The 24,615-nt window shown below is 41.8% G+C and carries 24 protein-coding genes and 1 pseudogene; 9 read left to right on the top strand and 16 right to left on the bottom strand.

All coding sequences use genetic code 11. The features are described 5' to 3' along the window. Positions 1-123: 123 nt before the first annotated feature. A complete protein-coding gene (locus ACQYAC_RS16770) occupies positions 124-1,362 on the top strand; it encodes an MFS transporter (RefSeq protein ID WP_410582693.1) in 1,239 nt (412 codons plus the stop codon). Positions 1,363-1,397: 35 nt separating this feature from the next. On the opposite strand, the gene ACQYAC_RS16765 is transcribed toward ACQYAC_RS16770, so the two are convergent. Genes ACQYAC_RS16765 through rfbF form a run of 5 tightly spaced genes read right to left on the bottom strand, consistent with a single transcriptional unit; the run spans position 1,398 to position 6,179 of the window. After that, entirely contained in the window at positions 1,398-2,327 is a 930-nt protein-coding gene (locus tag ACQYAC_RS16765; protein WP_429943737.1) for a putative nucleotide-diphospho-sugar transferase, read from the bottom strand. Then, positions 2,328-3,518: a glycosyltransferase family 2 protein gene (locus ACQYAC_RS16760; RefSeq protein WP_429943736.1), complete on the bottom strand. Its 1,191-nt coding sequence runs from the start codon at positions 3,516-3,518 to the stop codon at positions 2,328-2,330. It lies immediately after the preceding gene. Further along, positions 3,515-4,426: a putative nucleotide-diphospho-sugar transferase gene (locus ACQYAC_RS16755; protein ID WP_429943735.1), complete on the bottom strand. Its 912-nt coding sequence runs from the start codon at positions 4,424-4,426 to the stop codon at positions 3,515-3,517. The genes ACQYAC_RS16760 and ACQYAC_RS16755 overlap by 4 nt, the downstream gene beginning before the upstream one ends. A 12-nt stretch (positions 4,427-4,438) precedes the next feature. Beyond that, entirely contained in the window at positions 4,439-5,410 is a 972-nt protein-coding gene (locus ACQYAC_RS16750; protein ID WP_041816148.1) for a GDP-mannose 4,6-dehydratase, read from the bottom strand. Between the two features lie 4 nt (positions 5,411-5,414). Further along, on the bottom strand, positions 5,415-6,179 hold the full coding sequence (gene rfbF, locus ACQYAC_RS16745; RefSeq protein WP_061407058.1) for a glucose-1-phosphate cytidylyltransferase: 765 nt from the start codon (positions 6,177-6,179) through the stop codon (positions 5,415-5,417). Between the two features lie 354 nt (positions 6,180-6,533). Here rfbF and ACQYAC_RS16740 point away from each other — a divergent pair, with 354 nt between their 5' ends. Together ACQYAC_RS16740 and ACQYAC_RS16735 are read left to right on the top strand one after the other, a co-directional pair. Beyond that, the gene (locus tag ACQYAC_RS16740) at positions 6,534-6,683 is read left to right on the top strand and encodes a DUF1540 domain-containing protein (RefSeq protein WP_003213883.1); all 150 of its coding nucleotides are present in this window, start codon (positions 6,534-6,536) and stop codon (positions 6,681-6,683) included. Positions 6,684-6,881: 198 nt separating this feature from the next. Further along, a complete protein-coding gene (locus tag ACQYAC_RS16735) occupies positions 6,882-7,961 on the top strand; it encodes a DUF3900 domain-containing protein (protein WP_012009211.1) in 1,080 nt (359 codons plus the stop codon). A gap of 65 nt (positions 7,962-8,026) precedes the next feature. On the opposite strand, the gene ACQYAC_RS16730 is transcribed toward ACQYAC_RS16735, so the two are convergent. Then, a complete protein-coding gene (locus tag ACQYAC_RS16730; protein ID WP_429943734.1) occupies positions 8,027-9,226 on the bottom strand; it encodes an MFS transporter in 1,200 nt (399 codons plus the stop codon). Between the two features lie 103 nt (positions 9,227-9,329). Here ACQYAC_RS16730 and ACQYAC_RS16725 point away from each other — a divergent pair, with 103 nt between their 5' ends. Next, a complete protein-coding gene (locus tag ACQYAC_RS16725; protein ID WP_429943733.1) occupies positions 9,330-10,238 on the top strand; it encodes a LysR family transcriptional regulator in 909 nt (302 codons plus the stop codon). Positions 10,239-10,271: 33 nt separating this feature from the next. Here the strand turns inward: ACQYAC_RS16725 and ACQYAC_RS16720 are convergent, their stop codons facing one another. Then, the gene (locus tag ACQYAC_RS16720; RefSeq protein ID WP_429943732.1) at positions 10,272-10,751 is read right to left on the bottom strand and encodes an aminoacyl-tRNA deacylase; all 480 of its coding nucleotides are present in this window, start codon (positions 10,749-10,751) and stop codon (positions 10,272-10,274) included. 145 nt (positions 10,752-10,896) lie between these two features. On the opposite strand from ACQYAC_RS16720, the gene ACQYAC_RS16715 reads away from it, so the two are divergent. Further along, positions 10,897-12,096, top strand: a complete 1,200-nt coding sequence (locus ACQYAC_RS16715) for an MFS transporter (protein WP_429943731.1) — start codon at positions 10,897-10,899, stop codon at positions 12,094-12,096. 17 nt (positions 12,097-12,113) lie between these two features. On the opposite strand, the gene ACQYAC_RS16710 is transcribed toward ACQYAC_RS16715, so the two are convergent. After that, complete coding sequence (locus ACQYAC_RS16710; RefSeq protein ID WP_268497714.1) at positions 12,114-12,845, bottom strand: MurR/RpiR family transcriptional regulator; 732 nt, start codon at positions 12,843-12,845, stop codon at positions 12,114-12,116. Between the two features lie 199 nt (positions 12,846-13,044). Between ACQYAC_RS16710 and ACQYAC_RS16705 the strand changes: the two genes are divergently transcribed. Further along, positions 13,045-14,373, top strand: coding sequence for a 6-phospho-beta-glucosidase (locus ACQYAC_RS16705; protein WP_429943730.1), 1,329 nt, complete (start codon positions 13,045-13,047; stop codon positions 14,371-14,373). 32 nt (positions 14,374-14,405) lie between these two features. Here ACQYAC_RS16705 and ACQYAC_RS16700 read toward each other — a convergent pair whose 3' ends face one another. Next, complete coding sequence (locus tag ACQYAC_RS16700; protein WP_268497716.1) at positions 14,406-15,053, bottom strand: DUF3885 domain-containing protein; 648 nt, start codon at positions 15,051-15,053, stop codon at positions 14,406-14,408. A 113-nt stretch (positions 15,054-15,166) separates the two neighbouring features. Between ACQYAC_RS16700 and ACQYAC_RS16695 the strand changes: the two genes are divergently transcribed. Then, a complete protein-coding gene (locus tag ACQYAC_RS16695; RefSeq protein WP_323641426.1) occupies positions 15,167-15,367 on the top strand; it encodes a hypothetical protein in 201 nt (66 codons plus the stop codon). A 10-nt stretch (positions 15,368-15,377) separates the two neighbouring features. Here ACQYAC_RS16695 and ACQYAC_RS16690 read toward each other — a convergent pair whose 3' ends face one another. Both ACQYAC_RS16690 and ACQYAC_RS16685 read right to left on the bottom strand, forming a co-directional pair. After that, a complete protein-coding gene (locus ACQYAC_RS16690) occupies positions 15,378-16,292 on the bottom strand; it encodes an NAD(P)/FAD-dependent oxidoreductase (protein WP_429943729.1) in 915 nt (304 codons plus the stop codon). A gap of 65 nt (positions 16,293-16,357) precedes the next feature. Continuing rightward, positions 16,358-16,795, bottom strand: a complete 438-nt coding sequence (locus ACQYAC_RS16685; RefSeq protein ID WP_106031366.1) for an Rrf2 family transcriptional regulator — start codon at positions 16,793-16,795, stop codon at positions 16,358-16,360. Between the two features lie 182 nt (positions 16,796-16,977). Here ACQYAC_RS16685 and ACQYAC_RS16680 point away from each other — a divergent pair, with 182 nt between their 5' ends. Next, entirely contained in the window at positions 16,978-17,349 is a 372-nt protein-coding gene (locus ACQYAC_RS16680) for a hypothetical protein (protein ID WP_024718616.1), read from the top strand. Positions 17,350-17,464: 115 nt separating this feature from the next. Here the strand turns inward: ACQYAC_RS16680 and ACQYAC_RS16675 are convergent, their stop codons facing one another. Together ACQYAC_RS16675 and ACQYAC_RS16670 are read right to left on the bottom strand one after the other, a co-directional pair. Beyond that, a complete protein-coding gene (locus ACQYAC_RS16675; protein WP_058015485.1) occupies positions 17,465-18,790 on the bottom strand; it encodes a 6-phospho-alpha-glucosidase in 1,326 nt (441 codons plus the stop codon). Positions 18,791-18,807: 17 nt separating this feature from the next. Continuing rightward, a complete protein-coding gene (locus ACQYAC_RS16670) occupies positions 18,808-20,391 on the bottom strand; it encodes an alpha-glucoside-specific PTS transporter subunit IIBC (protein ID WP_429943728.1) in 1,584 nt (527 codons plus the stop codon). A gap of 148 nt (positions 20,392-20,539) precedes the next feature. Here ACQYAC_RS16670 and ACQYAC_RS16665 point away from each other — a divergent pair, with 148 nt between their 5' ends. Then, the gene (locus tag ACQYAC_RS16665; RefSeq protein ID WP_429943727.1) at positions 20,540-21,304 is read left to right on the top strand and encodes a MurR/RpiR family transcriptional regulator; all 765 of its coding nucleotides are present in this window, start codon (positions 20,540-20,542) and stop codon (positions 21,302-21,304) included. Between the two features lie 121 nt (positions 21,305-21,425). On the opposite strand, the pseudogene ACQYAC_RS16660 reads toward ACQYAC_RS16665, so the two are convergent. From ACQYAC_RS16660 to rlmD, 3 genes and pseudogenes are all read right to left on the bottom strand, one after another. Then, a pseudogene (locus ACQYAC_RS16660) lies at positions 21,426-21,875 on the bottom strand (SMI1/KNR4 family protein); the annotation flags it as partial. A gap of 110 nt (positions 21,876-21,985) precedes the next feature. Next, positions 21,986-22,957, bottom strand: coding sequence for a tRNA dihydrouridine synthase (locus ACQYAC_RS16655; protein WP_429943726.1), 972 nt, complete (start codon positions 22,955-22,957; stop codon positions 21,986-21,988). 249 nt (positions 22,958-23,206) lie between these two features. Further along, positions 23,207-24,586, bottom strand: a complete 1,380-nt coding sequence (rlmD, locus tag ACQYAC_RS16650; RefSeq protein WP_429943725.1) for a 23S rRNA (uracil(1939)-C(5))-methyltransferase RlmD — start codon at positions 24,584-24,586, stop codon at positions 23,207-23,209. Between the last annotated feature and the right edge of the window lie 29 nt (positions 24,587-24,615).

Raw genomic sequence — 24,615 nt, 5'->3', positions numbered from 1 at the left:
CACAAGCACTTGTGTCTCTTTTTTCTAAATCATGACAATTTGCTATTGTTTTATAGTTCACCTTATGAATAAAATGAGAAGAATGCAAAATTGAAAACAGTTGAATGAAAGGAGGAAGTCTCATTGGCTATTGCTGCTCGTACAAAGGATAAACCTCAACATTCTGTCACTGGATCAACGGTTTATCCCATTTTATTGATTATTGGCATTTGTCATATGCTCAATGACACTTTGCAAGCCGTTATTCCTGCGATGTTCCCTATTTTAGAACGCTCAATGGGGCTGACCTTTACACAATTAGGGCTGATTGCCTTTACATTAAATATGGTCTCCTCTGTGATGCAGCCCGCTATTGGGTGGTACACAGATAAAAGGCCGATGCCTTATGCACTCCCGATTGCTTTATTTTCTAGTGCTGTCGGTATATTCGGGCTTGCATTTGCGCCTTCCTTTGCCACCATATTGCTTTGCGTTGTCTTTATCGGACTCGGCTCTGCCATTTTCCATCCAGAAGGCTCTCGTGTTGCCAATATGGCAGCTGGTCCAAGACGAGGACTTGCACAGTCCATCTATCAAGTAGGCGGAAATACAGGTCAAGCCTTTGCTCCGCTGATCGCTGCATTAATGCTCGTCCCTCTCGGTCAGTCAGGCGTGGCTTGGTTTACGATTGTTGGAATGATGGCTGTCGGTTTCCTTCTTTATATTTCAAGATGGTACGCAGGAAGACTTCAAACCATTCGAGCTCAAGCGAAAAAAGCTCCAGCAAAAGCTGCAAGATCCGATATTCACCGCAAGTCAGCACTCACAGCACTTGGCATTATCGTCTTTCTCATCTTTGCCCGCTCTTGGTATGGAAATGCGATATCGAATTTCTATGCGTTTTATGCGATTGAACAATATGGACTGACGATTAAAGAATCACAGACTTATATTTTCTTATTTCTCATTCTAGGTGCAATTGGGACATTTTTAGGCGGGCCGCTTGCAGACCGCTTCGGCAAGAAAACCGTCATTTTAATTTCCTTATTGGCATCCTTTCCACTTGCCTTGCTGCTGCCATTTGCCGGACCTGTTTTTGCTTATGTTCTACTTGGATTAATTGGGGTCATTCTGACATCAAGCTTCTCTGTCACAGTCGTTTATGCTCAAGAACTATTTCCCGGGAAAATTGGCACAATGTCTGGTTTAACGGTTGGGCTTGCGTTTGGTATGGGTGCAATCGGATCGGTCGCTCTAGGCTCATTCATTGATGCCTTCGGTTTAACGCCTACCATGATCGGGGTCGCTTTTTTACCGATATTAGGCATCCTGGCCTTCTTACTACCTAGTGATCAAACCATCTCCAAATGGAATGAATCATAAAAAGGAAAAAACCGCTCAGTGATTGAGCGGTTTTTTCATATCTCATAAAAATGCGTATCAGGAACGTGCTTCTTTGCAATAAACCCTTGCTGAAATTCTGGAAAGACCTTTTGCACCTGTTTAATTTTTTGATGAATTAAATCAGCATACGGAATATAGAGATGATCCACTAAATTTTGTTCTGTCATATAGTAATACCAATTCAGATTAAAGGTATTCTCATCAATGATCGTAAAGGCAGAAAAATGATAGAACAAGAGTGGACATTCGTCGAGATACATATCCCCTTTTACAACGGAAAGCTTGTAGTTTTCAATATTCCAAATCGCGGCATTGGCTCCTTTAGAGGTCACGACATGGACCCCTTCAAAATCATCGACCCATCTTTCAACATACCGCTGATCTCCATACGTCTTATTTTTTGTATCCATTTCGACTGTACAGTGTGCAAGACAGTTTTCCTTCCATTGTGTGACCGCCTGTTTGGCAACGTCTGTGTTGCGGCAGCCGACAAATCCAGTATTAAAGCGGCCGGACAACTCATAAAAGTGATAGAACCGCTCAGAATTCATATGATCCGTCAAAAATAAATGAGCAAGGGGATTCTCAGCAAAAATCGCCTCTGGATCATGATAAAAATACAAATCCGTATCCAAATGGGCGAGATAATCTGCTTCTGAAGATTCAAGGATTTTGAGCAGAAAAGCTGGCTTTAACGTCCAGCAATACTCATGGAACGTCCGTTCATCCTTTGCCTTTCGCAGCTTGGCATCTTCAATATCTTCAAGTTGTTCATATTGAACGTGCGGATGAGGAAATTCACTTAACACCTTGTAAGCCAAAGGGTCTGCACATAAAACCGACAGCTTGAATGAATGAGCGGTTTGTTCAAGCGAATGAATGAGCGCCAAAAGCTTAAAAACATGAGTATTCGACACAATGGTTGTAAAATGATAAGACCCCATCTACAACACATCCACTTGAAACAAATCAACGCGTAATAGCTCTTTCGTCAGCCCTTGAATGGCTTCTACAAGCACTGTGCAGCCATATTCGTGCCGTGCAAGCTGCGCTGCCTCTGACAGCTTTTTCAAAGGGACATGTCTAGCGGTTAGCTGATCTTTATTATCGCGTTTGACGCCCACATTCCGCTCTGTGATCAAATGAAGCAGCTCTAAAAAATAAGAGAGCAGACCATCGAATACTGGATTTTCACGCAGCTGCCGAACCTCTTTTACAATGTCATTTGTGACGGTGTGTGAAAACGGACCAGAGAAAGCCAGATGGACATCAATGGCATCAATATTGTTGTACTTCTCGCACATATACAAAATGTTATATTTGATGTCATCAAATGAAGTTAAATTACTTGGATGTTCCTGATGCACGCTCATGATATCCTCTCGCAATTCAAAGGAGAGACCAAGCTGATGCAGACGAATGCCTAAATCATAATCTTCGAACCCGTACCGAACGATATGTTCATCAAACATCCCGAGCGCGATGACATGCTTGCGTTTGACAGAGGAGTTATTCGTAATAAAAAATCGCCACGGCAGCTCATAAGAGCCTAAATCATAATTGTACGTGCGCAAAATGTCTTTGAGAATATCAATAAACTCAGACTGCAAATCAAAGCTTTTCTCTAGAAATGCACCATTCTCCACTTCTTGCATGGATAAAAGTGGCGTTTTATCTTTCATTTCCCGCTTATACAAGCCTTGTTTTTTCAATCGCTTGATATGATCCTTATCAAAGGCTTCGTAAAAATAACGATAAATCCGCTTCCAGCATACACCACAAATGACAAGGTCTTCTTGATCAGCATGTGCCTTCGCATGCTTTTGAATAAATTGCGGCTCTGCCAGCATATCGCTGTCATGGAATATCAGCAGGTCTCCCTCCGCCTCGCGAATGGCATGATTGCGACCCTTGGCAATCCCTTGATTCACAGGAATACGTACCTTTTTAAATGGGAAATTCACCTCAATGTTCTCCAGCATTTCCATCGTGCCGTCCGTTGACCCATTATCGGCGACAATGACCTCAAACGGAATATTCGTATCCTGAAGCGTTAAGGAAAAAAGACTTCCTTCTAAACGCTCCTTAGCGTTATAGCTCGGAATAATGACGCTTACCTTTGGCTTTTCATTCATGCGCCATCCTCCTCCAATTTGGCATAGCCGTTAAACATCGGATCAACCTGCTCAACAGATTCAATCACATGGCGCAGCACGTTTCGATAGGCTTCTTGGAAAAACGGCAGATCATCTCTCCCCTTCTCATGAATTTGCTGCATCTCATCCTTGCTCACGATGCGAAAGCCGCTGAAATGATAGCAAATGAGCGGATGCCCATCCTCCAGCAAAATCCGTCCATTTTCTTCCCGATAAGAATGCTGCCCATAGTTCCAATGACCAATATTCACGCCTTTTGTTTGAATATCTTCCACTTTTTCAAACAGCTTCGGCATATGATCGAGATATCCTTGATCGCCAAACTTTCCTTCGCCGGGCGCATTTTTGCATTCCTTCAAGCATTCTTCCTTCCACCAACTGAGGCATTTCCGGCCAGCTTCATCTCCTTTAAAATGCAGGAAGCCTGAGTTATAGCGGCCTAAAAGCTTCTGAAGCATCTTCACTTCCTCAGGATCGAAGCTCGGAATCACAATATCCCCTCTCGAAAGTAAAACAGAGGCATCCGGCTGATGTTGAAAAATCACTTGCGGGCTCTCATAAAAGAACAAATCCGCATCAAGATAGGTTACGCCCTCTGCCTGCTCCTGTTCAAATAACCACTCAATCCACATCGGCTTTAACGTCCAGCAATATTCAGAGGCATCCCGTTCCTCTTTTTTCTCCAGCAGCTCCGGGGTTTCGAGCTCCCGTACATGAACGAGATCGACATGAGGAAAATTCATTTGTTGAAGCAGATCAAATGCAGCATCATCCATACATAACGTCTTGATGACAGCATCATCTTCTACTTGCTTCAATGATAAGAAAAACGCAACGGCTTGATAAAGCCTTCCACTTGATAGAACCGTACAATATATGCTGTTCATCTACTTACACCTCTATTTTTGAAAGAATTCGCGGTACCATTCAATCGTCTTCTCTAACCCTTCATCAATGGAGTAGTCGGGCTTCCAATCAAGCAGCTTTCTCGCCTTTTCTGCCGACAAATATTGATGCTTTATCTCATGCGTTCCTTGGTTTAAAATACGCGGCTTCAGTTCACTGCCCATTGCCTTTAAAATCTTATCCACGAGTTCAAGCACCGTCAGCTGAATTTCATTACTAAAGTTAAATGCTTCTCCAGCGAGCCCTTTTTCCTCCATCTTCTCAGCTAGCAGCAAATAAGCCTTAACCGCATCTTCAATGTAGAAATAATCACGAATAAAAGTCCCATCACTTCTAATTTCAGGCGCTTCTCCTTCCAGCACAAGCTGGATGGTTTGCGGAATGATTCTGTTGAAATTTAAATCCCCGCCTCCATATAAATTGCCGCAGCGTGTAATACAAACTGGAAGACCATATGTGTTGTAATACGTGTGAGAAATTAAATCTGCACAGCTCTTTGATACGTCGTACGGATGTTTCCCATTTAGCGGCATGTCTTCATCGTATGGAAGCTGCTCCTGATCGCCGTATGCTTTATCACTTGATGCCACGATAACTCGTTTGATCAGCGGCTGTCTTCTGCAAGCCTCCAGCACATTCCATGTCCCTAAAATATTCGCTTCAAATGTAGAAACAGGGTGTCTATTTGCAACCCCAACAATGGCCTGCGCCGCCAAATGGAAGACAGTATCAATTTCATATTCTCCTAACGCACGTTCAATCGTTTGCATATCCTCTAGTGCACCTTGCACCACATTCATCTTTTCAAATTGACTGCCTTGATATAAATTCGACCTTGGCACCTGATCACGCACAAGTCCAGTTACGTTTGCCCCTTGATCAATCAATTCCTTGACGAGATAGCTTCCCAATAGTCCTGTACATCCAGTCACAAATACATTTTTCCCATTCCAAAATCCGCTCATGCCGTCACCAAACCTTCCATGGTTGTTTTCCATTTGTCCACATGCCATTGATTTCCTTCAGGTTCTTGTACGTATCGATCGCTGTCCAAAATCCGTGATGCTCATAAACCGCAAGCTCTCCATCATTCGCCAAATTTTGAAGAGGCTCCGCTTCAAACACACATTGGTCATCGTCAGTCAAATAGTCAAATACCTTTGGAGACAACACAAAAAATCCTCCATTGATCATCCCGATACTGTCTGTCTTCTCAGAGAAGGATTGTGCCATCCCGTTATTTACCTTCAACGTTCCATACTGTGACTTCTTTTCAATTCCTGTGACAGTCGCAGCTGCCCCAAGCTCCTGATGACGCTTCAGCAGATGAAACATATTAATATTGGCAAGTCCATCACCATACGTCATCATGAATGTCTCATCCCCAATGTAGTCCTGTGCCTGCTTTAACCGTCCGCCTGTCATCGTATTCTCACCCGTATCTAAAAAGGTGATTTTCCAGTTCTCTGACTTTCCTAAGAGCTTCATGTCCCCTGTCGCCATATCCAGCTTCATGCTGTGATGCCGCCAGTCATAGTTCAGGAAATACTCTTTGATCTTCTCTCCTTTATATCCAAGCAATAAGATAAACTCATCTACTCCGTAATACTGATAGATTTTCATAATATGCCATAGAATAGGCCGATCTCCGATCATAGCAAGTGGTTTAGGAAGCGCTTGTGTGACCTCACTCATTCTCGTTCCCTTTCCTCCGCAGAGAATGACTGCTTTCATCTTCTCCCCTCATCTCTCTATGAAAATTTTTGATTGAAAACCTTATCTTTATGCGGAAAATCAGTACATGTACCCTCATACTTTGTCCGACATCAGGTTTTGAATCTACTCTATTCATATGTCGAAATGAGAGAGGGTGCCACCTAGCATTTAACTATTTTTACAAATAAAAAAGAGCGAGATTTGTATTCTCGCTCTTTCAAAGTTTAAATTGTATATTATCAGGGTAGATGGTATGATAAACATGTGCATCAACAGCACAAACAGCCTCTTTTTATTAAGAGACTACTAGATGAAATGAATTCAAGTGGCAGCTTGCTTCATTCTCAATATGAATCACGGAGGTGAATTCCCATGGCACAAAACGTACTTTGTGAAGTGAACTCTTGCCGTTTTTGGGCTGATAACAGCTGTACGGCTTCTACCATTAAAATTGGTAAAAACACAATGACTGATGTGACTCGCAATGCTGAAACTGATTGCGAAACATTTGAAACAAAATAAGTAGTTTTTCTGAGATGAAGGAACTGGCAGGTTCCTTCTTTTCTTTTATCATTCTATCAAGAATGATAATTATTATCAAGTGTTTTTCACTAAACATTTCTCGGGAAATAATGACACGATATTTCTCCATTCGTTGACGATTTTCACTCCTTTTTCTATACTCAACATATCCGAAGAAGAAAAAGTGGTGACCAATCAATGGATTTTACGATACGTTTTCTATCATTCTTTGTCGTAGAAATCGAAGGCAAAGATGAACAAGCAAATAAACGGTTTAAGCATTATCAAACATTAGATCAAGAGGAATTTGAACAAAGTGAGCTGAAGGACTTTTTAGATGGTGAGCTAAAAAAAATCGTCAAACGAAAAGTGGACAGACACCCTAAATCTGAACAAGTACCAACCAAAATTGGCCGATTCATTGTCGAACCCGGTCATGAGCTCGATTCAAATCCAAACTACAATTTATTTCATCAGACGAGATTTGCCGATACAAAAGAAGTATTTAATGAATGCAGTGAACAGTTTGTTCGCACATATTTAGATACAAGTGCTGTCAGAGGCGGCGTTTTTTTAGTTGCGTCTGCCGTTCCTAAAAAGTACTTCGATGACTCCTTTGTCTTTATTATGAAATGCGATTTTGAACAGAAAGTCGCTTCTATCGCTGATACATCTACCTTGATCAAAAAAGTAGAAATGGCGATTACGACAAAAAATATGAAATCGATTCAATACCCGTTTATGCCAGAAGAGGGCATGACAGAGGAAGCTGAAGTGAAAATTCACCAATCCTCACACGCTCGTTATTTTGAGGACTTTCTGAAATTCGTCGAATACGGAGAATCTATGCCTGAAATCATGAAATCCCAGGTCATGAACATGGTGCAGGAACAAGTATTTGAAACATTACAGGATGAAAGTGAAGAATTAAAGCAGTTCGAAGAGGATCTTGAAATATGGGAAGCGAGTGAAAAGCGAGAAATTAGAGAAACACTCGATACAGAACAGGTCACACTAGCAGCTTCTCACATTGTGGAACAAACCCCTGACATCACAATGAAAATGCGTCTAGGTGAAACAGAAATCAAAGGACTTTTAGCCGACTTTGGCCACTCGATCCATATTGCAAAGGTCAACAATCGATATGTCGTGCTCGTTGAAGCAGACCAAATCGTCTTTGAAAAAGGAAGCACACCTGTTGAATTCCATAAACCAAATGGGTTAAAAGAGGTTGTCAGCCAGCTCACGCAAAAAGCCTACGATTCAGACTTAGAATAAGAGAATATGACTGCCTCCTGCGATCAGCTGCATGAGGCAGTTTTTTATATAGCACTTTATTTTTTTTACGCTGCACTAGAAGAAACATGCTGGCCCCCTCTTACCCACATGCTGACAAGCATGAGGCTTATGACGAGCATCAGCCAAAAGACGCTGTTTGTTCCGAAAAACTGAATCAATGTATACCCGCACAAAGGTCCTAAAGCAGCCCCCATATCTTGAACAAAAGAATAGCTGGCGAGAAAGCGGTTCTTATCTGTTTGAGCAGAGGCTTTTTGAAAGGCAAGTGTATCGGTGAACGTTGTGACAATCGTTGCCAGCAGCTGAAGCAAAAGCAGCATCAATAGGAACCAGCCGCTTACCTTCAGCATGACCCCAAGAAAACTGAGCCCTCCAAATGAAAGAAACATCAAGCATAGCATTCGTTCCTTCATCACAAGCCGATCAAACCATTTACCCGTTCTCGGTGCGACAAAGGGTTCCCATCCCCACCTGATTGCTTGAATCACACCGCTTAATGCCGAAGCTCCGATGACAAAGCCAAACAGAGTCAATTGATTTTGGTCGATCTTTGCTTCAATGACATGACTCAGCGTGGATGCGAATAAACCTTGGATGATCAGTGCGATCAGCATGCCTGTTATCAGTACTTTAACCACATCTCGTGTAAACCACTTCTGTTTGATGCCCTGATACACCTGCATGCCTTCTCTCTTTTCAATTTCATCCAACGATACATAAAAAATGCACCCCATCAATGTGAGTAAACCAAAGACTAGCGTCATGGACTGGAAGCCGATCAAGCTGGCAAAGATTCCGCCACATAACATGCCAAATAAACTGCCGAGCCGGTAAAGCCCATTATAAAGCCCCGTCAAATGCCCTTGTGTGCCTTCGTCCATTTCAGCCAAAATCCTCATCCCGCTCATACGGAGTAATGTCCAAGCAAGCCCCCATGCGCAGCGGCAGATCAATAGCAGCCAAAAGCCGCTCATCCCATATAATATCGTGGTCACTGACGCGATCAAAATCGCGATCAATACGCCTGTCTTCATTGGGATATATCGATAGAGCCACCATACGACAGGTGCTAGCGGGATACGAATGAATCGGTTAATGGACAGCAGTAACCCGACCTCCCAAATGGATGATAAACCAATCTCTTTCCAATAGACCGGGAGAACAATATAGAGCATTGAATCCCCAATAAGTGCAAATGCTGTGATTAGCGATATTGACACAACTTGCTTTTGACGACGATCCATTTTTTCTTCCCCCTTCGCTACCTTTACGATAAGGGATGCCTTATAATAAATCTAATGAATGTTTTTGATTGTTTTATCAAAATAATTGATAGGTGGTGCAAAATTGAATTTACATGCCCTTCGGATTTTTGCAAAGGTCGCAGAGACAAAAAGCGTCACACAAACTGCAGATGCACTATCTTTAACACAGCCAGCTGTGACGGCTCAGCTTAGAAGCATTGAACGAGAGATCGGATTTCGTCTTTTTAAACGAAACGGCCGAGGCATTGCACTCACAGAAATGGGAAAGATGCTGCAACCTTATGCCCGGCAAGTGTTTGAGGCTGAAAAGGAAGTAGAATATCAGATCACGCTATTACAAAACGGGAAGAAGGGGCGCCTCCGCATCGCTTCTACCTACGTACCACTCAACTTTTTACTGCCTGATTGGCTGGCTGCATTTAAAACGTCAGCTCCACAGACAGAAATTGAATTAAAAAGCGGAAACTCCGCTCAAGTGATAGAGAGCCTGCTTCAATACAAATCAGATGTCGCCATCGCTGTAATTGAAGATTTGCATCATGAGGAGATCGTTACCTCTCATTTGACGAATTTAAACTATGATTTCATTGTGCCAGCAGACCATCCGTTGAACGGAAAAACCGTTCCGCTAGAGCGCCTGAGTCTAGAGCCTTTTTTGATGCGTGAAGAAGGCAGCTCCACAAGAGATAAGCTCTTTTCCCTGTTCACCTCGAAAGGAATAAAAAAACCAACTGTTGATTTACAATTCAGCGGTGTTCATGAAGCGATTCAAATGATCAAAGCTGGCTATGGAATCACGCTTGTTCCCCGTGATGCGGTTCAAGGCAGTCTCAAGCGGAAAGAGATTGGGCGAGTATATATCGAAGGCATAGAAATCGTCAGACCTGTTGTGATCTGCAAACGGGCGAATGACCTTGAAGAAAATAGAACCGTGGATGCCTTCCTGCAAATGAAGGGTATCGGTCCATTTAAGATGCCGGCTGCAAATTAAAAAAGTGCCTGTATGAGAAACAGGCACTTTTTTCTATTCTGCTGGCTGCACGATGTCATACGGTACAGCCTTTGAGGCTTTCACTAATTGTTCTGGTGTGATCAGGATTTCATTTCCCCATTCACCTGCTCCAACGCCTAATATTTCTTCCTCTAATAGCGAAGCTTCGATGATGGTGCGGAAACCTTCTGGCTGCCAGCAAAACGGCGGTATTGAACCAATTCGGTAGCCTGTCACTTCTAGAACCTTCTCTGGTGATGCCATTTTAATATTGCGGGAGCCAGCCGCTTTCTTTAGTTTCCCTGACTTAATATGCTGGTCTGCGCCAACCATCACAAGCAGCTGCTCCTCTTCCCCTGTTTCAAAAATCAATGTCTTAATCATTTGTCTTTCACGAAAACCAAGGGCTGCTGCTACATTTGCGGCTCCCTTCTCTGTTTCTGAAGAAAATGTTTTGATCTCATATGGGATGCTGTTCTGATTCAAGTATTCATGTGCTGGCAGAACTTTCATTGATTTGAACCCCTTTCCTTACGATGTCTTTCATTTAGCTTATCACAATCCTCTCATCCTTAAGATGTATTTTTCAATGAAAAGCCTCTGAGTCGTTCTTCACCATGCTATACTGAACTTGTTTTTGGAAAGGAGCCGGTTGGATATGGGAAATCAGTTTTGGTACTATACAGGCAGTAAAAGCCTTCTCATGCTAAGTGATATTCTATTTGTCATGACGATCACATTTGTGATCTATCAAGATACACAATCTGTTGCGTATGCGGCTTTATTTCCGCTAATAAGAACGCTATGCCAGCTATTAGCTGGGCTCCTCTCTCCTATGTTGGCAGATCACTTTCAAGCAGGCCGGCTGTTGAAATGGGTCCCGCTTTTACGTCTTGGGATGCTCATTGTCTTTACAGCCCAATTTCATTTCTTTCAGCAGCATATGGTTTGGCTATTTGTTGCACTCATTCTCATTTCCATCACAGGCGGATTCATTAGTCCTTTATTACAGGCCATCATGCCGATGCTTGTGCTAGAAAATCAGCTTGTGAAAGCGAACAGTACAGCCTCCATTTTTCAACAAACGGTTCAAATTGCCGGCTATTCGTTTACTGGAATGCTCGTTCTGTTCATTGGTCCCTTTTATTTAATGTGGATCACTTGTTTGATGATAGTGTTATCTTATTTGTTTTTCTTCCCTATATTTCCTCTTCTTCAGCAAGAAGAACCCGTTCGAAAAGTAAATAAAATGAACAGTTTCAAGGATGGCTGGACGATCATTTGGACAAACAAAACAATTCGTACCCTGACCTTTATGGATGTGTGTGAAAATATAGCAGGCGCTGTGTGGATCGGGGCGATTACGCTTGCCTTTGTCACACAAGATTTAAACAAAAGTGAAGATTGGTGGGGGTTTATCAATGCCGCTTATTATACCGGCGCCATTCTAGGCGGGCTCTTGGCTGCGTGGATAAGCCGGTTCATTCAAAAGCAGCTTCTTCTCTTTATGGCAGCTGGTTCATTCATTTATGCAGTGCTGACCATTGTCTACTCACTGAACAGCCTACCGTGGCTTGCTTTGCTGCTTTGTATTTTAATGGGGCCTGCCTATCAAATTCGGGATGTTTCACAGCAGACTATTCTTCAAACGGAAACGCCAGTCCGAGATTTATCAAAGGTGTACTCGGCTCATTACGTCCTTTCCTCTGTATCTGTCGGTTTATCTATTTTCTTTGTTGGATTGATTGCAGATGCATTCGGAGCGAGGACTGTGTATTTGCTGGGCGGTTTGTTTGTGCTCATCTGTTCCGGTATTGCCTTCCTCTCTTTTATGAGGCAGAAAAAAAAGAGCGGCTGATTCATGCAGCGGCTCTTTTACTTTTCCTTTAACATTGCGAACATATCACGCGCCATCGCTTCTAAAATATACACAACGGGCGTCTGTGTCGTAATATTGGCTCTGTGAACCCGTTCGTCTGTCACGTAATAAGCAATGTTTAAATCAGAAATACGAGAAATTGTACAATGCTGATTGTTTGTAATACTAATGATTGTGCTGCCTTCTCTTTTTAACTTCGAAATATGATCAATCGTAATACTGTTCTCCCCTGATACCGACAGCACAATGGTGACACTATTGTCTAAATACTGCATATTCATCGGGAAAAACGGATCATTGATGTAAAATGAAAATTTCTCAAGACTTGAAAAGTACCTTGCCCCATACTGCGCCAAAATACCAGAGCTGCCCGTGCCAATAAACAGCACATTTTTCGCATCGGCAATGAGCCCTGCTGCCTCTTTAATCTTCCCTTCAAAGTCCCCTTTTAGTGTGCGTTCAATAAATTCATATAGAAAGTGCTGGGTGCTTTTTAAAGTAGGTGTCCGCTCTGATTCTAAATACATTTTAAGTTTCACTTTAAACTCTGAAAAACCCTCACAATTCACTTTTCGGCAAAAGCGAAGGACAGACGAGGTGGAAATATGGGCAGCATCTGCTAAGTCCCGAATTCTCATATACACGACCTTTTCACTGTTTTCCATGATATATCGGTATAAAGCGCTTTCTAATTCATTAAAGCTGGAAATGACCTCACTTGAAAACATCTGACTTCCCCTTTCTCCAACAGCATGTCACAATGTGTTTCTTTTATGTAACAAATCTCTAAATAGGGCACCCTTGCCTAAAGACGCTGAAGTCATTTACGCACGAGATGCTCTCACGATAAGCTATAGATGTACAAACAAAAGAATTGGCTTTTCTCTATTATAACATTGCGCGTTACATTATTCGGAGGTGCAGCACATGGCAAAAGGATTAAAGGTTGTCACAATTGGCGGAGGATCAAGCTATACGCCAGAGCTTGTAGAAGGATTTATTAAACGGTACGATGAATTTCCGATTAGCGAGCTTTGGCTTGTCGATATTGAAGCAGGAAAAGAAAAGCTTGAAATCGTCGGAGATCTTGCCAAACGAATGGTGAAAAAAGCAGGACTTCCAATCGAGGTTCATTTAACATTAGATCGCCGAAAAGCGCTTGCGGGCGCTGATTTCGTCACAACACAATTCCGTGTCGGACTTCTTGAAGCACGTATGAAGGATGAACGCATTCCTTTAAAATATGATGTCATTGGTCAGGAAACGAATGGTCCAGGAGGTCTATTCAAAGGACTTCGTACCATTCCAGTGATTCTAGATATTGTCAAAGATATTGAAGAACTATGCCCAGATGCATGGCTTGTGAACTTCACCAACCCAGCTGGTATGGTCACAGAAGCCGTTCTTCGCTATTCAAACCATCGCAAAGTCGTTGGCTTATGCAACGTGCCAATCGGCATTCGCATGGGAATCGCCAAAGGACTTGATGTCGACGCAAGCAGAGTCGAGGTCAGCTTTGCTGGATTAAACCATATGGTCTTCGGACTCAACGTATTCTTAGATGGTAAAAGCATTATGGATCAAGTGATTGAAGACATGGCAGATCCAAACTCTACGATGTCGATGAACAACATTCACGCCATTCCGTGGAATGCTGATTTCTTAAAAGGGCTTGGCGTGATTCCATGTCCATATCACCGCTACTACTACAAAACAAGTGATATGCTGGCTGAAGAGAAGAAAGCAGCAGAGAATGAAGGAACTCGTGCAGAAGTCGTTCGTGCACTAGAAAATGACTTGTTCGAGCTTTACAAAGATCCTGATCTTGATATTAAGCCGCCACAGCTTGAAAAAAGAGGCGGTGCTTACTACAGTGATGCAGCGTGTAACTTGATCGCATCGATTTATAACGACAAGCATGACATTCAGCCTGTAAACACGATCAACAATGGTGCCATCAGTGACATTCCAAATGATTCTGCTGTAGAACTGAACTGCGTCATCACAAAAGACGGTCCTAAACCAATCGCTGTTGGCGAAATGCCAGTCGCAGTCAAAGGACTGATTTCTCAAATTAAATCCTTTGAACGTGTTGCCGCTGAAGCAGCCGTGACAGGCGATTACAACACAGCACTTGTCGCAATGACGATCAACCCGCTCGTCCCATCAGATGCCATTGCAAAAAGCATCCTAGATGAGATGCTAGAAGCACACAAAGATTATTTACCACAATTCTTCAATAAAGTAGAAGCATAAAACAGAACCGCACTTGTCAAAGTGCGGTTTTCTTATTTCTCTGTAAACAGCTGGTCCATCTGAGGGCGATCATAGTCTAATAGCCAGTGCTGCAAGCCCTCATAGACTGGCCGAAGACGCTCAGCATCTGCCGCAATAAGATCACAGCCTCGATCATCATATAAGTGGAAAATCATCTGTTTTGAGAGATTGATAAGATAAATTTCATAACCAAGCTTCCCGTTCAAAATTTGATTCGGTGCATAAAAGTCCTCTTGGCATATGGCTTGTAGAAGTGGGCGTAATCGGATATCTTGCAGCTTGCAAGTCAGTGTAAATCTCTCCAATGTCAGGGGCTCATCTAGATCTGATCTGACATAGGTCAAAAGCTCGTGACGCAATCGATTGCGTACTTGCCGGCGAACATATTTCTGATAAACTAGGAGCTTTTGCTTCGTTAATTCATGTTCATGCTGCGTATAGACATCCGTGACAAACAGAATATCGTCTTCTGGGTCAAAAGCATATCTGACAATTTTCAAAGCACGATCCCCTGCTTTTTCTAATACAACTGATTTTTCTCCTAATGACCAATCTGCCACTTCAAAGCGAAGTCCAAAAGACCACCCATAAAAAAGAGGCGGCGTGAGGACAAGATTAGGAAAATGACTTTTTAAAAAACTATTCGTTTGATCGCTCATGTCATGTCCTTCCATTGGTTTTATTTCTTATTTTACCGTTGAAACTGATGGAAATACAATTGGAAATAAACTGTCATTTCTTATATGATAGAAAGAGATGGAGGTGTGACCAATTGAAAAAATGGTTGTTACAGGTGTTCCTCACCGCATTGATCACTATGTGGATACAGGCTGGACTTGATCAGGCGAACATCATTCATATCACCAATGTATGGGTCGATGCCAGCAGCTGGATCCTGATCTTCTTTGTTATCTACGCACTTTTTGAATGGACAGCTCACGTCTTAGCAAAAAGGAAAACTGCTCATCGCTGAACATCTCTTTTCATAGAGATGTTTTTTGTTGAAATTCTTCCTGCACAAGTTCATGAATGACGCCCATTCCTGCCTGGCTTCCAGCTGCTGCGGCAAGGACAAGCTGAGCTGGCCCGCCTAAATTGTCACCGCATGCAAAGACACCGCTGACGGTTGTACGTCCAAGAATATCTGTTTCGATACCGCCATTTTTCGTCATTTGACAGCTTAGTTTTTCAGCAAATGGAGCTGACTGTTTGAATTCACTTGCGACAAATCCGCCTTCTCTATTCACCGTTTCCCCATTCGCAAGGTGAATAGAGTGCATTTGCCCATTCTCATGATGAATGGACATAATCGGTACATCAATGACTTGGATAAAATGTGCTGATAGCAATGCCTTCTCCTCTTCAGCAAACACTTGCTGTCCATTCGTAAACACGATCAAATCCTTTGTCCAATTGGAAAGAAGTTTAGCCATATGCAAGGCGCGTGGATTCTCAGCAATGAGAGCAAGCGGCTTGTCCTTTAGCTCCCAGCCATCACAGAAAGGACAGCTAAACAACGTCTTTCCATACACTTCATGAATCCCCTTCATCTCTGGCAGTATATCCTTTAGTCCTGTTGCCAATATGATTTTCTTCGCTTCAAATCTTTCTCCCTCTTGTGTCAGTAACGCAAAGTTGTCCTCATTGTTTTGTATCTCAACAATTCTAGTTCGTTTGATTTGGATATTGGGGTACTTTTGAAGATCTGCTTCGCCCGCTTGTCTGATCTCAAACGGTGTCATCCCATCGTTTGTAATAAACCCATGTGATTCCTGAGTGACTCGATTTCTTGGCATTTTGTCATCGAATACAATGACCTGTTTTCTGCCCCGCCCCACAACAAGTGCTGCACTTAATCCAGCTGGTCCGCCTCCAATAATGGCACAATCTAATAACATATAAATCTCTCCTTTTTATTAAAGACTTTAAAGACTCTTAATATCTATAATTCATTCAAAAAAAATCACATCTTGAAAAATGGATTTTTTTCTGTCTGCTCAATTTGGCTAGCGATATCAACTAACCGCTTTTGACTAAGCGTTTCCTGCATTTTCATTTCAACATCCTGCATGGCTTGTTCAATCAAACAACCATCATGAGGCATGAAAGAATCATGTTCTAAAGAACAACGAAATAAATTGGTTTGACCTTCTACCGCTTGAATGACGTCTAAAAATGAAATGTCCTCTTTCTTTTTCAGAATGGTGTAACCACCTTTTGCGCCAGGTGTTGATTCAATCAATCCTGCCTTCACAAGCTTTGTTAAAATTTTGGATAAATAAGTGGATGAAAGGTCTTGCATCTTGGCGAGAGGCTCAACGCCAATTGCTTTCCCCTTTGGTGCAAGCGTTAAAAATACCATCGTATGAAGCGCATAGTTGGTTGCTTTAGAATATTTCATCAGACGATTTCCTTTCTATCTATTATAGACCTTTTATATCTGTAATTAATCATAAAAGATTCAAGAAGAAAAAGCAAGTCTTGTGGATCTACTTCTTTTTTTCATTCCACTTTTCGCATATCCTTCCGATAATAGAGGTAAGCACGAATCAAATTTGATGAAAACTAGAAGGAGTGAACAAAATGTCAGATCAACAGCACAATGCAGCACACGAAGAAGAAGAGGAATTTAACGTATATGACATGCTTCCGCCCGCAGGAACAATCATTGGTGAAGCAACAGAAGAAGAAATGGAAGCTGCGGCAGCATTAGAAGTGAGACATTACGCCTTTATGCGTCTTCAAGACTCGTACATTCAATTTGACGGATCTTCTTATAAAGAATTGCTCAAAGACTTTCAAGAACTAGAATTTGATTCTGCAAAGTTTTGGAGAGCCATCGCACGACGCCTGCAAGTCCCATACGAATGGCCCATCCGAATCGACCACGCAAACGGTCCTATTTATATTGGCGAAACAGAGGATAGCCGTGAGGTTGAGGAGAGTGCGGAGTAAGGAAATGTGACCCCCTTTTTGAAAAAGGGGGCTTTTCGTCTCCTTCACAAGCCATCGATTGAAAAAACAAATAAGCAATATGAGCATTGTCACGCCCATATTGCTTATTCTCGTGTTATGTTAACTCTGGCCAAAAGGCTTGATTTGCCACAATTAAGTCATCTAGAATATCTTTTGCTACTTTAGCACTCGGCACCGTTTTCGATAATGTAATAGCCTGCCATAGTTTTTGATAGGACCCTTCTTCAAATGCTTCTACTACTAATTTTTCTACGCCAACTTGCTGCTCCATGAGACTTTTTTGAAATCTAGGAATTTCTCCAACCACTAACTTTTCTGGACCGTTGCTGCCAACGATACAAGGAATTTCGACCATAGCTGTTGGGTCAAAGTTCCTGATTGCGCCATTGTTCTCCACAATCATCAGCATCCGTTCCTTTTTATTAAAAGCAATGGCTCTTGCTAAATCAACGATATAGGAAGCGTGCTCATCAATGGCTAGCTTTGTTTCCTTTGCAGTACCTTTATCAATGATGGCCTGACATTCACTAAAAACAAAGGCTTCCCGTCCCTCCATCACTTCATTGGCACGTGTGAACTCTATATTTGAATGTGCCACTTCTTCATCTGGAAATAGATAGTATTTCAAATACGTATTTGGTACCGTTTTTGGATCAAGTGCTTGAATATCTTTAGCCTTTTTTAATGTGCTGTTCCAGCTCTTCTGCTGTTCTAGTTCAGATGTTCCATCTGCTGCATAACCATGCTGGCTTACATGCTGAATGACCTCAGGCATTAAGCTATTTCCTTTTTTATCTCGAATATCTGTCCACCAGCCAAAATGATTCAAACCATAATAATCTACTTCCAGTTCTTTACGTGAAGATAAGCCTAAATTCTTTGCAATCAATTCTTCAATTCCAATCGGCATATCGCATATGTTTAAAATTTTGGCATTCGGCCTTAGCTTACGTGTTGCCTCTGCTACTATTGCTGCAGGGTTAGAATAGTTCAACATCCAAGCTTCAGGAGAGTATTTTTCCATATAATCGACAAGTTCTAAGACACCTGGAATGGACCGCATACCGTAAGCGATTCCCCCTGGACCGCATGTTTCCTGCCCAACGACTCCATGCTTCAATGGAATTTTCTCATCTAATTCACGCATTGCATATTTGCCGACACGGATATGTGCCATCACAAAATCGACTTGAGTAAAGGCTTCTTCTGGGTCAGTACTTGCCAGCAGTCGAACTTCTGGCGCTCGTTCTTTTAACATAATCTCACAAGCATCTGCAATTGTATTTTGTCTAGTTTCATCATTATCATAAAGTTTAATTGTATGAATTGGGAACTCATCTAAATAGTCTAACAGCATCAAAATGATTCCCGGTGTAAATGTACTTCCGCCTCCAGCGATCGTAATATTAAATGTTTTCATGATATCCAGCTCCTTTTTCAATCTAATGAAAGTTTTGTTTCAAAGGACTCTTGCGGTACACTTAAGCCAACGATGATTTGAATGCTTTGACCACTCTTAGCCATTCCATGTGCCAGTTTATTTTTTGTAAAGTATTCTCTATCTTTCACCAAGCTAGGGTCAATCACTGTAATACGCAGACGCGTGGCACAGTTTGTTACATCTTTAATGTTTTCTTTACCGCCAAGGCCTTCTAAGAAATAAACGGCTTTCTCTTCGTACTCAGACGCATAAACGGGCACTTCCTTTTTGTTATGATCCTTTTTATTAGCATTCTCATAATCTTGTTTTGTATATAGCCTCGTCTCCTCCTCATGTTTTCGTCCTGGTAATGGAATATCAAATTTCACAATCACCCATCTAAATATGACAAAATACAATGCTGTAAATAGACATCCAATTGTGGCTTGGATCAGATAAATCCCTCCATGATTTGAAGAGAGCGGAATCCAGTTCAAAGCAGCTATTTCAATAAGCCCGGAACCCATCATTCCGACAACACCAAACATATTCATGATTGTCACCATGGTTGCTCCAAGAAGTGCATGTATGACAAATAAATAAGGCGCAAGAAATAGGAATGTAAATTCAAGTGGTTCTGTAATTCCGGCAAATACCGCTGTTAATGTGGCGGGTAATACCAATGCCAAAACCTTTTTTCTGTTTTCTTTCGGGGTAGAAAAATACATCGCTAGAGCTATCCCGAAACAGCCGAACATCTTAATATTTCCATGCAGTAAAAATCCATACGGATAAAGATCCTTCAAATCGGAAGTTGAGGTCGCAAATTCATTTAAATGAGCAATCCAAAATGGTTTTAACCCTCCATTTACAGCCGCTGGACCAAACTCAAAAGGTGTATAAATAAAATGGTGAAGTCCTGTTGGAATTAACACCCTTTCCAAAAAATGAAACAGCCAGACACCAATATAACCAGACTGTGCCATGAACCCTTGGAGAGATTGAATTCCCTGCTGAACATAAGGCCATACAAAAGCAACGACAAAAGCAATAGGAATCATCACAAAGAATCCGATGATGACAACAAAGACAAGCCCCTGGAAAATCCCGAGCATTTCAGGCAGTTTTTGATCATAAAAACGATTATGAATCCAAATCACAATTCCAGATATCATCACCGCACCAATGATACTTGTATCGAGCGTAGGTATACCCGCAATTTCTTTTACACCCGCTACGTTCTCGACTCCTTGCGATAAATCAACACCAAAAGTGGACGGCCAAAGTGTCAAAATCGCATGAATATAATTATTAAACACAAGATAAATCATCAAAGCTGCGAGCGTCGCACGTGCTTGCGCTTTTTTTGCAAGAGAGATCGGCAAGCCAATCACAAATGCCAGCTCCATATGATTGAAAATCGTCCACCCTCCACTTTCAATCAGTGTCCAAGCCTTATACCACATCGTACCTTCTGCAGCCATATCCCCCATAATCGCTGGATTCTTACATAAAGTCGCAAGGCCGACAACAATACCAAAAAACGCGAATAAAAGGACTGGAACTACCATAGCACTGCCAAATCGCTTGATTGCATTCATAAGCATCACCCCTTTGTTTGATCCATAACACCACTGTAAAGGGAGCGCTTACAAAAACCAATAGGATTGACGTATTTAGAAATCAAGTTGTAACATTAGATTATATTTTCACAGGAAGAAAATATTTTCATGTTGGAGGGCACATCCCATGATATTGGACAAGCTGGTAAATGAATACTTCGAGAATTTAAATAAGAATGACCTGCACATTATTAAAACGATTCACGATCATCTTGAAGAAATGAAGACAATGAAAATTCAGGATCTTGCTCGTTATGCTCATACTTCCATCTCCTCCATTCATCGACTTGCCAAAAAAATAGGTTTCGACGGCTACAGTGACTTAAAGTCTTATGTGAAATTAAATCATCTTACTGAAGAATCAACACAGGATTTAATGAAACTACTCGATCAAGATATCAGCCAGACAAGGAAATTTATGGAGCAGCTGGACTTTCATCAATTAAATCAACTGATTGACCGCGCACCATATATTTATATTTATGGTACAGGAACTGCACAGCTCGATTTGGCCAATGATGTACAACGGCAGCTATGGTCACTGCATAAGAAATCTCAAGTATTACGAAGCAAGCGAGACTTAACAGATGGAATCATTGAATTTGGTGAGGATGACCTTTTATTTATCATTTCTTTATCGGGTGAATCGAAGAATCTAGATGAAATCATTCAATTAGTGAAAACGAGACATATCAAATTTATCAGTATGACCACATTGAGAAATAACCTCCTTGCACAAAATGCCATGTTTAACATCTATGTAAGCAGCACCCCGTTTCCTTTGTATAACAAAGTGGACAACTCAAGCTTTCTACCATTTTACATTGTGGTAGATATGATCGTCAGAAAATTTAGTGAGTGGAAATGGAATCAATTGAATAATAGGACTTAAACATAATAGGTACAGTTTTGGAGAGAAATAGTGAGAGAATCCATATTGCTTCACAAAAAAAGAGAGACTCTTTTGTCTCTCTCAAAAAACAACAAAACATTTTTCTGACTGCTTAATGTTATTCAGCAGTATAATGCCCAGCAATCAGTTCATCAAACGAATCCGCTAATTTGAAATCTGTCTCATCTTCTAGATCAAAGTAGTGAATCGGCGGATGTTCCTTTGTTTCTCTATAATCTAATGCGATCCACGTATGACCATCCCCACAAATGAGCACAAGTCCCTCAGGCAATTCCCATTCTTCTATTAAATAATCACTATCCATGATCCCTTCGCCTTTGGCAATTCCTCTTAAATGATCAAATGACACATGATCCTCTGCCCATCCATTCAGCTGGTCCGTTGGAAAAGCATTGTGCAGGGTATAACCGCCATTTTGTTCGAGGATAAGCTTCTTATATGTATCCGGCAGCGTGACGCCTAGCTTCTTTTCCGCTTTTGCAATGCCTTTCTCATTGATTTTCTTAAATGTCTCTTCACTTTCTATGTCTTTATCCCAAAATGATTTCAAATAAAATACCTCCAATTGTTATTTCTATCTCATTTTACCATTTGGAGCAACTAGTTTAATAGTCCTATTCACAGAAAAAAGAGAAGGGCTTCCCCTCCTCTTTTCAATGGTTATTGCTCTTGATTTCTCGCTTCAAATTCATCTAGCATTGCACGCACTTCATCTGTTGATGATGTATTCATTAATTGATTTCTTAGGAGACTCGCTCCTCTGAACCCTTTTACATAAATCTTAAAGAAACGGTGCAGTGCCTTGAATGGACGCAAGCCTAGTGATGAGTATTGATCGTGAAGATCAAGATGCAATCTTAAAAGACCTAGCAGCTCATCACTCGTATGCTCCTTCGGCTCTTTTTCAAAGGCAAATGGGTTATGGAAAATTCCGCGCCCAATCATCACTCCGTCCACTCCATACTGCTCAGCGAGCTTTAAGCCTGTTTGACGATCAGGAATATCACCATTGATCGTCAAAAGCGTATCAGGTGCTACTTCATCACGAAGTTTTTTGATCTCAGGAATGAGCTCCCAATGCGCATCCACCTGGCTCATTTCCTTTCTAGTACGAAGGTGGATTGATAAGTTTACAATGTCTTGCTCTAAAATGTGTCTAAGCCATCCACGCCATTCATCGACCTCAGTAAAACCAAGTCTTGTTTTGACGCTGACAGGTAACCCCCCAGCTTTTGCCGCTTGAATCAGTTCTGCCGCAACGTCTGGACGAAGAATCAAGCCACTGCCCTTCCCGTTTTGCGTGACATTTGGGACAGGACAGCCCATATTAATATCAAGCCCCTGAAATCCTAACTCCGCCATTCCAATGCTCATCTGTCTAAAGTTCTCAGGCTTGTCTCCCCAAATATGAGCAACAATCGGCTGCTCATCCTCTGTAAACGTTAAACGCCCTTTCACACTTTGAATCCCATCAGGATGGCAATAGCTCTCACTATTCGTAAACTCTGTGAAAAACACATCCGGTCTCGCCGCCTCACTCACAACATGACGAAACACAACATCTGTCACTTCTTCCATTGGTGCTAATATAAAAAATGGCCGCGGTAAATCACGCCAGAAATTTTTACTCATCTTTCATCCAATTCCTCTCATGACATAGCGCCTTTTAAGGGCATGTCCTTCTGTAAATTCGTTCAGCAATTTTTATCATTATATACTTTAATATGAACTAGGCAAAATTGCAAAAAAGGACATTTGGTAATGATGCACGAATGAAAATATTGATTCCACTTCCAAATATCGTTTTTTGATGCAGATTGAACATACACAAAATAAAAAAATCCCGATATCGATGTTTATCACGAAATCGGGATGTCTCCATTACTGATTAATCACAAGATTTGCCACGCACTCCACATGTGCTGTATGCGGAAACATATCCACCGGCTGCACTTCCTCCGTCACATACCCACCATCTTCAAGAATACGCAAATCACGAGCTAGCGTCCCGGGATTACAGGACACATACACAACACGGTTTGGTTTCATCTTTAAAATGGTGTCAAGCAGTGCTTCGTCGCAGCCTTTTCTTGGCGGATCGACAACTAGCGTATCTGCTTTGATGCCTTCTTTGTACCAGTTTGGGATGACGGTTTCTGCTTCGCCGACTGCGAATTCGACGTTGTTGATTCCGTTTAAGTCAGCGTTGCGTTTTGCATCTTCAATCGCTTCTGGGACAATTTCTACGCCATATACTCTGCCTGCTTTTTGTGCGAGAAATAAGGAAATCGTACCGATTCCGCAATACGCATCGATCACGGTTTCTTCGCCTTGCAACTCGGCATATTCAAGCGCTTTGTCGTAAAGCACCTTTGTTTGAGCTGGATTCACTTGATAAAACGAGCGGGCTGAAATAGCAAATTTGATGTCGCCAATTGTGTCATAAATGTATTCTTCTCCCCATAAAACAGTCGTTTCGTCTCCGAAAATGACATTTGTTTTCTTCGAATTCACGTTTTGCACAATTGACCGAATGTGTGGGAAGCGTGCTATAATCTGGTCAATCACTTGCTGCTTTTGCGGAAAGTCAGCCGTTCTAGTGACAAACACAACCATCATTTCACCTGTTGCAATACCGTAGCGAACCATCACATGACGCAGCCAGCCTTTGTGCCGCTCTTCGTTATATGCTTTGATGCCAAACGCATTGCATATGTCTTTTACTGCCTGTACCACTTCGTCATTTTCTGACTGCTGGATCAAACATTTTTCCATATCGATGATTTCATGGGTACGCTGCTGATAAAATCCTGCAACAAGTCCTCCTTCGCGTTCGCCAACTGGAACTTGTGCTTTGTTTCGGTAATTCCAAGGGTTTTCCATGCCGAGTACAGGATGAACTTTTACACGGCTCATATCAAGCTTACCGATCCGCTCTAAAACGTCCTTTACTTGTTTCTGTTTAAATAGCAGCTGGCCTTCATAGCTCATATGCTGAATTTGACAGCCGCCGCACTGCTTATAAATGGGACATGGCGCATCTTGCCTGTGCTGACTTTCCTTTGTCAGCTCCATGAGTCGCCCAAAAGCAAATCCTTTTTTCACACGTGTGACCTTGATTTTCCCTTGTTCGTCTGGAAGGGCATTCGGTACAAAGACAGGGAATCCTTCAATTTTCGCTACACCTGCACCTTCGTGCGTTAAGTCTTCGAAGGTTACATTGTAGTATTCATTCTTTTCAACAGGCGGTTTCATTTTCACCAATTTTATCACCTCATTTGCAAAGAAAA

Origin of the sequence: Bacillus sp. MM09(2025) (assembly GCF_050496725.1) — a bacterium.
Classification (GTDB): domain Bacteria; phylum Bacillota; class Bacilli; order Bacillales; family Bacillaceae; genus Bacillus; species Bacillus pumilus.
Note: the sequence above shows the minus strand (reverse complement) of the source record. Positions and strands in the feature narration are given on the sequence as shown.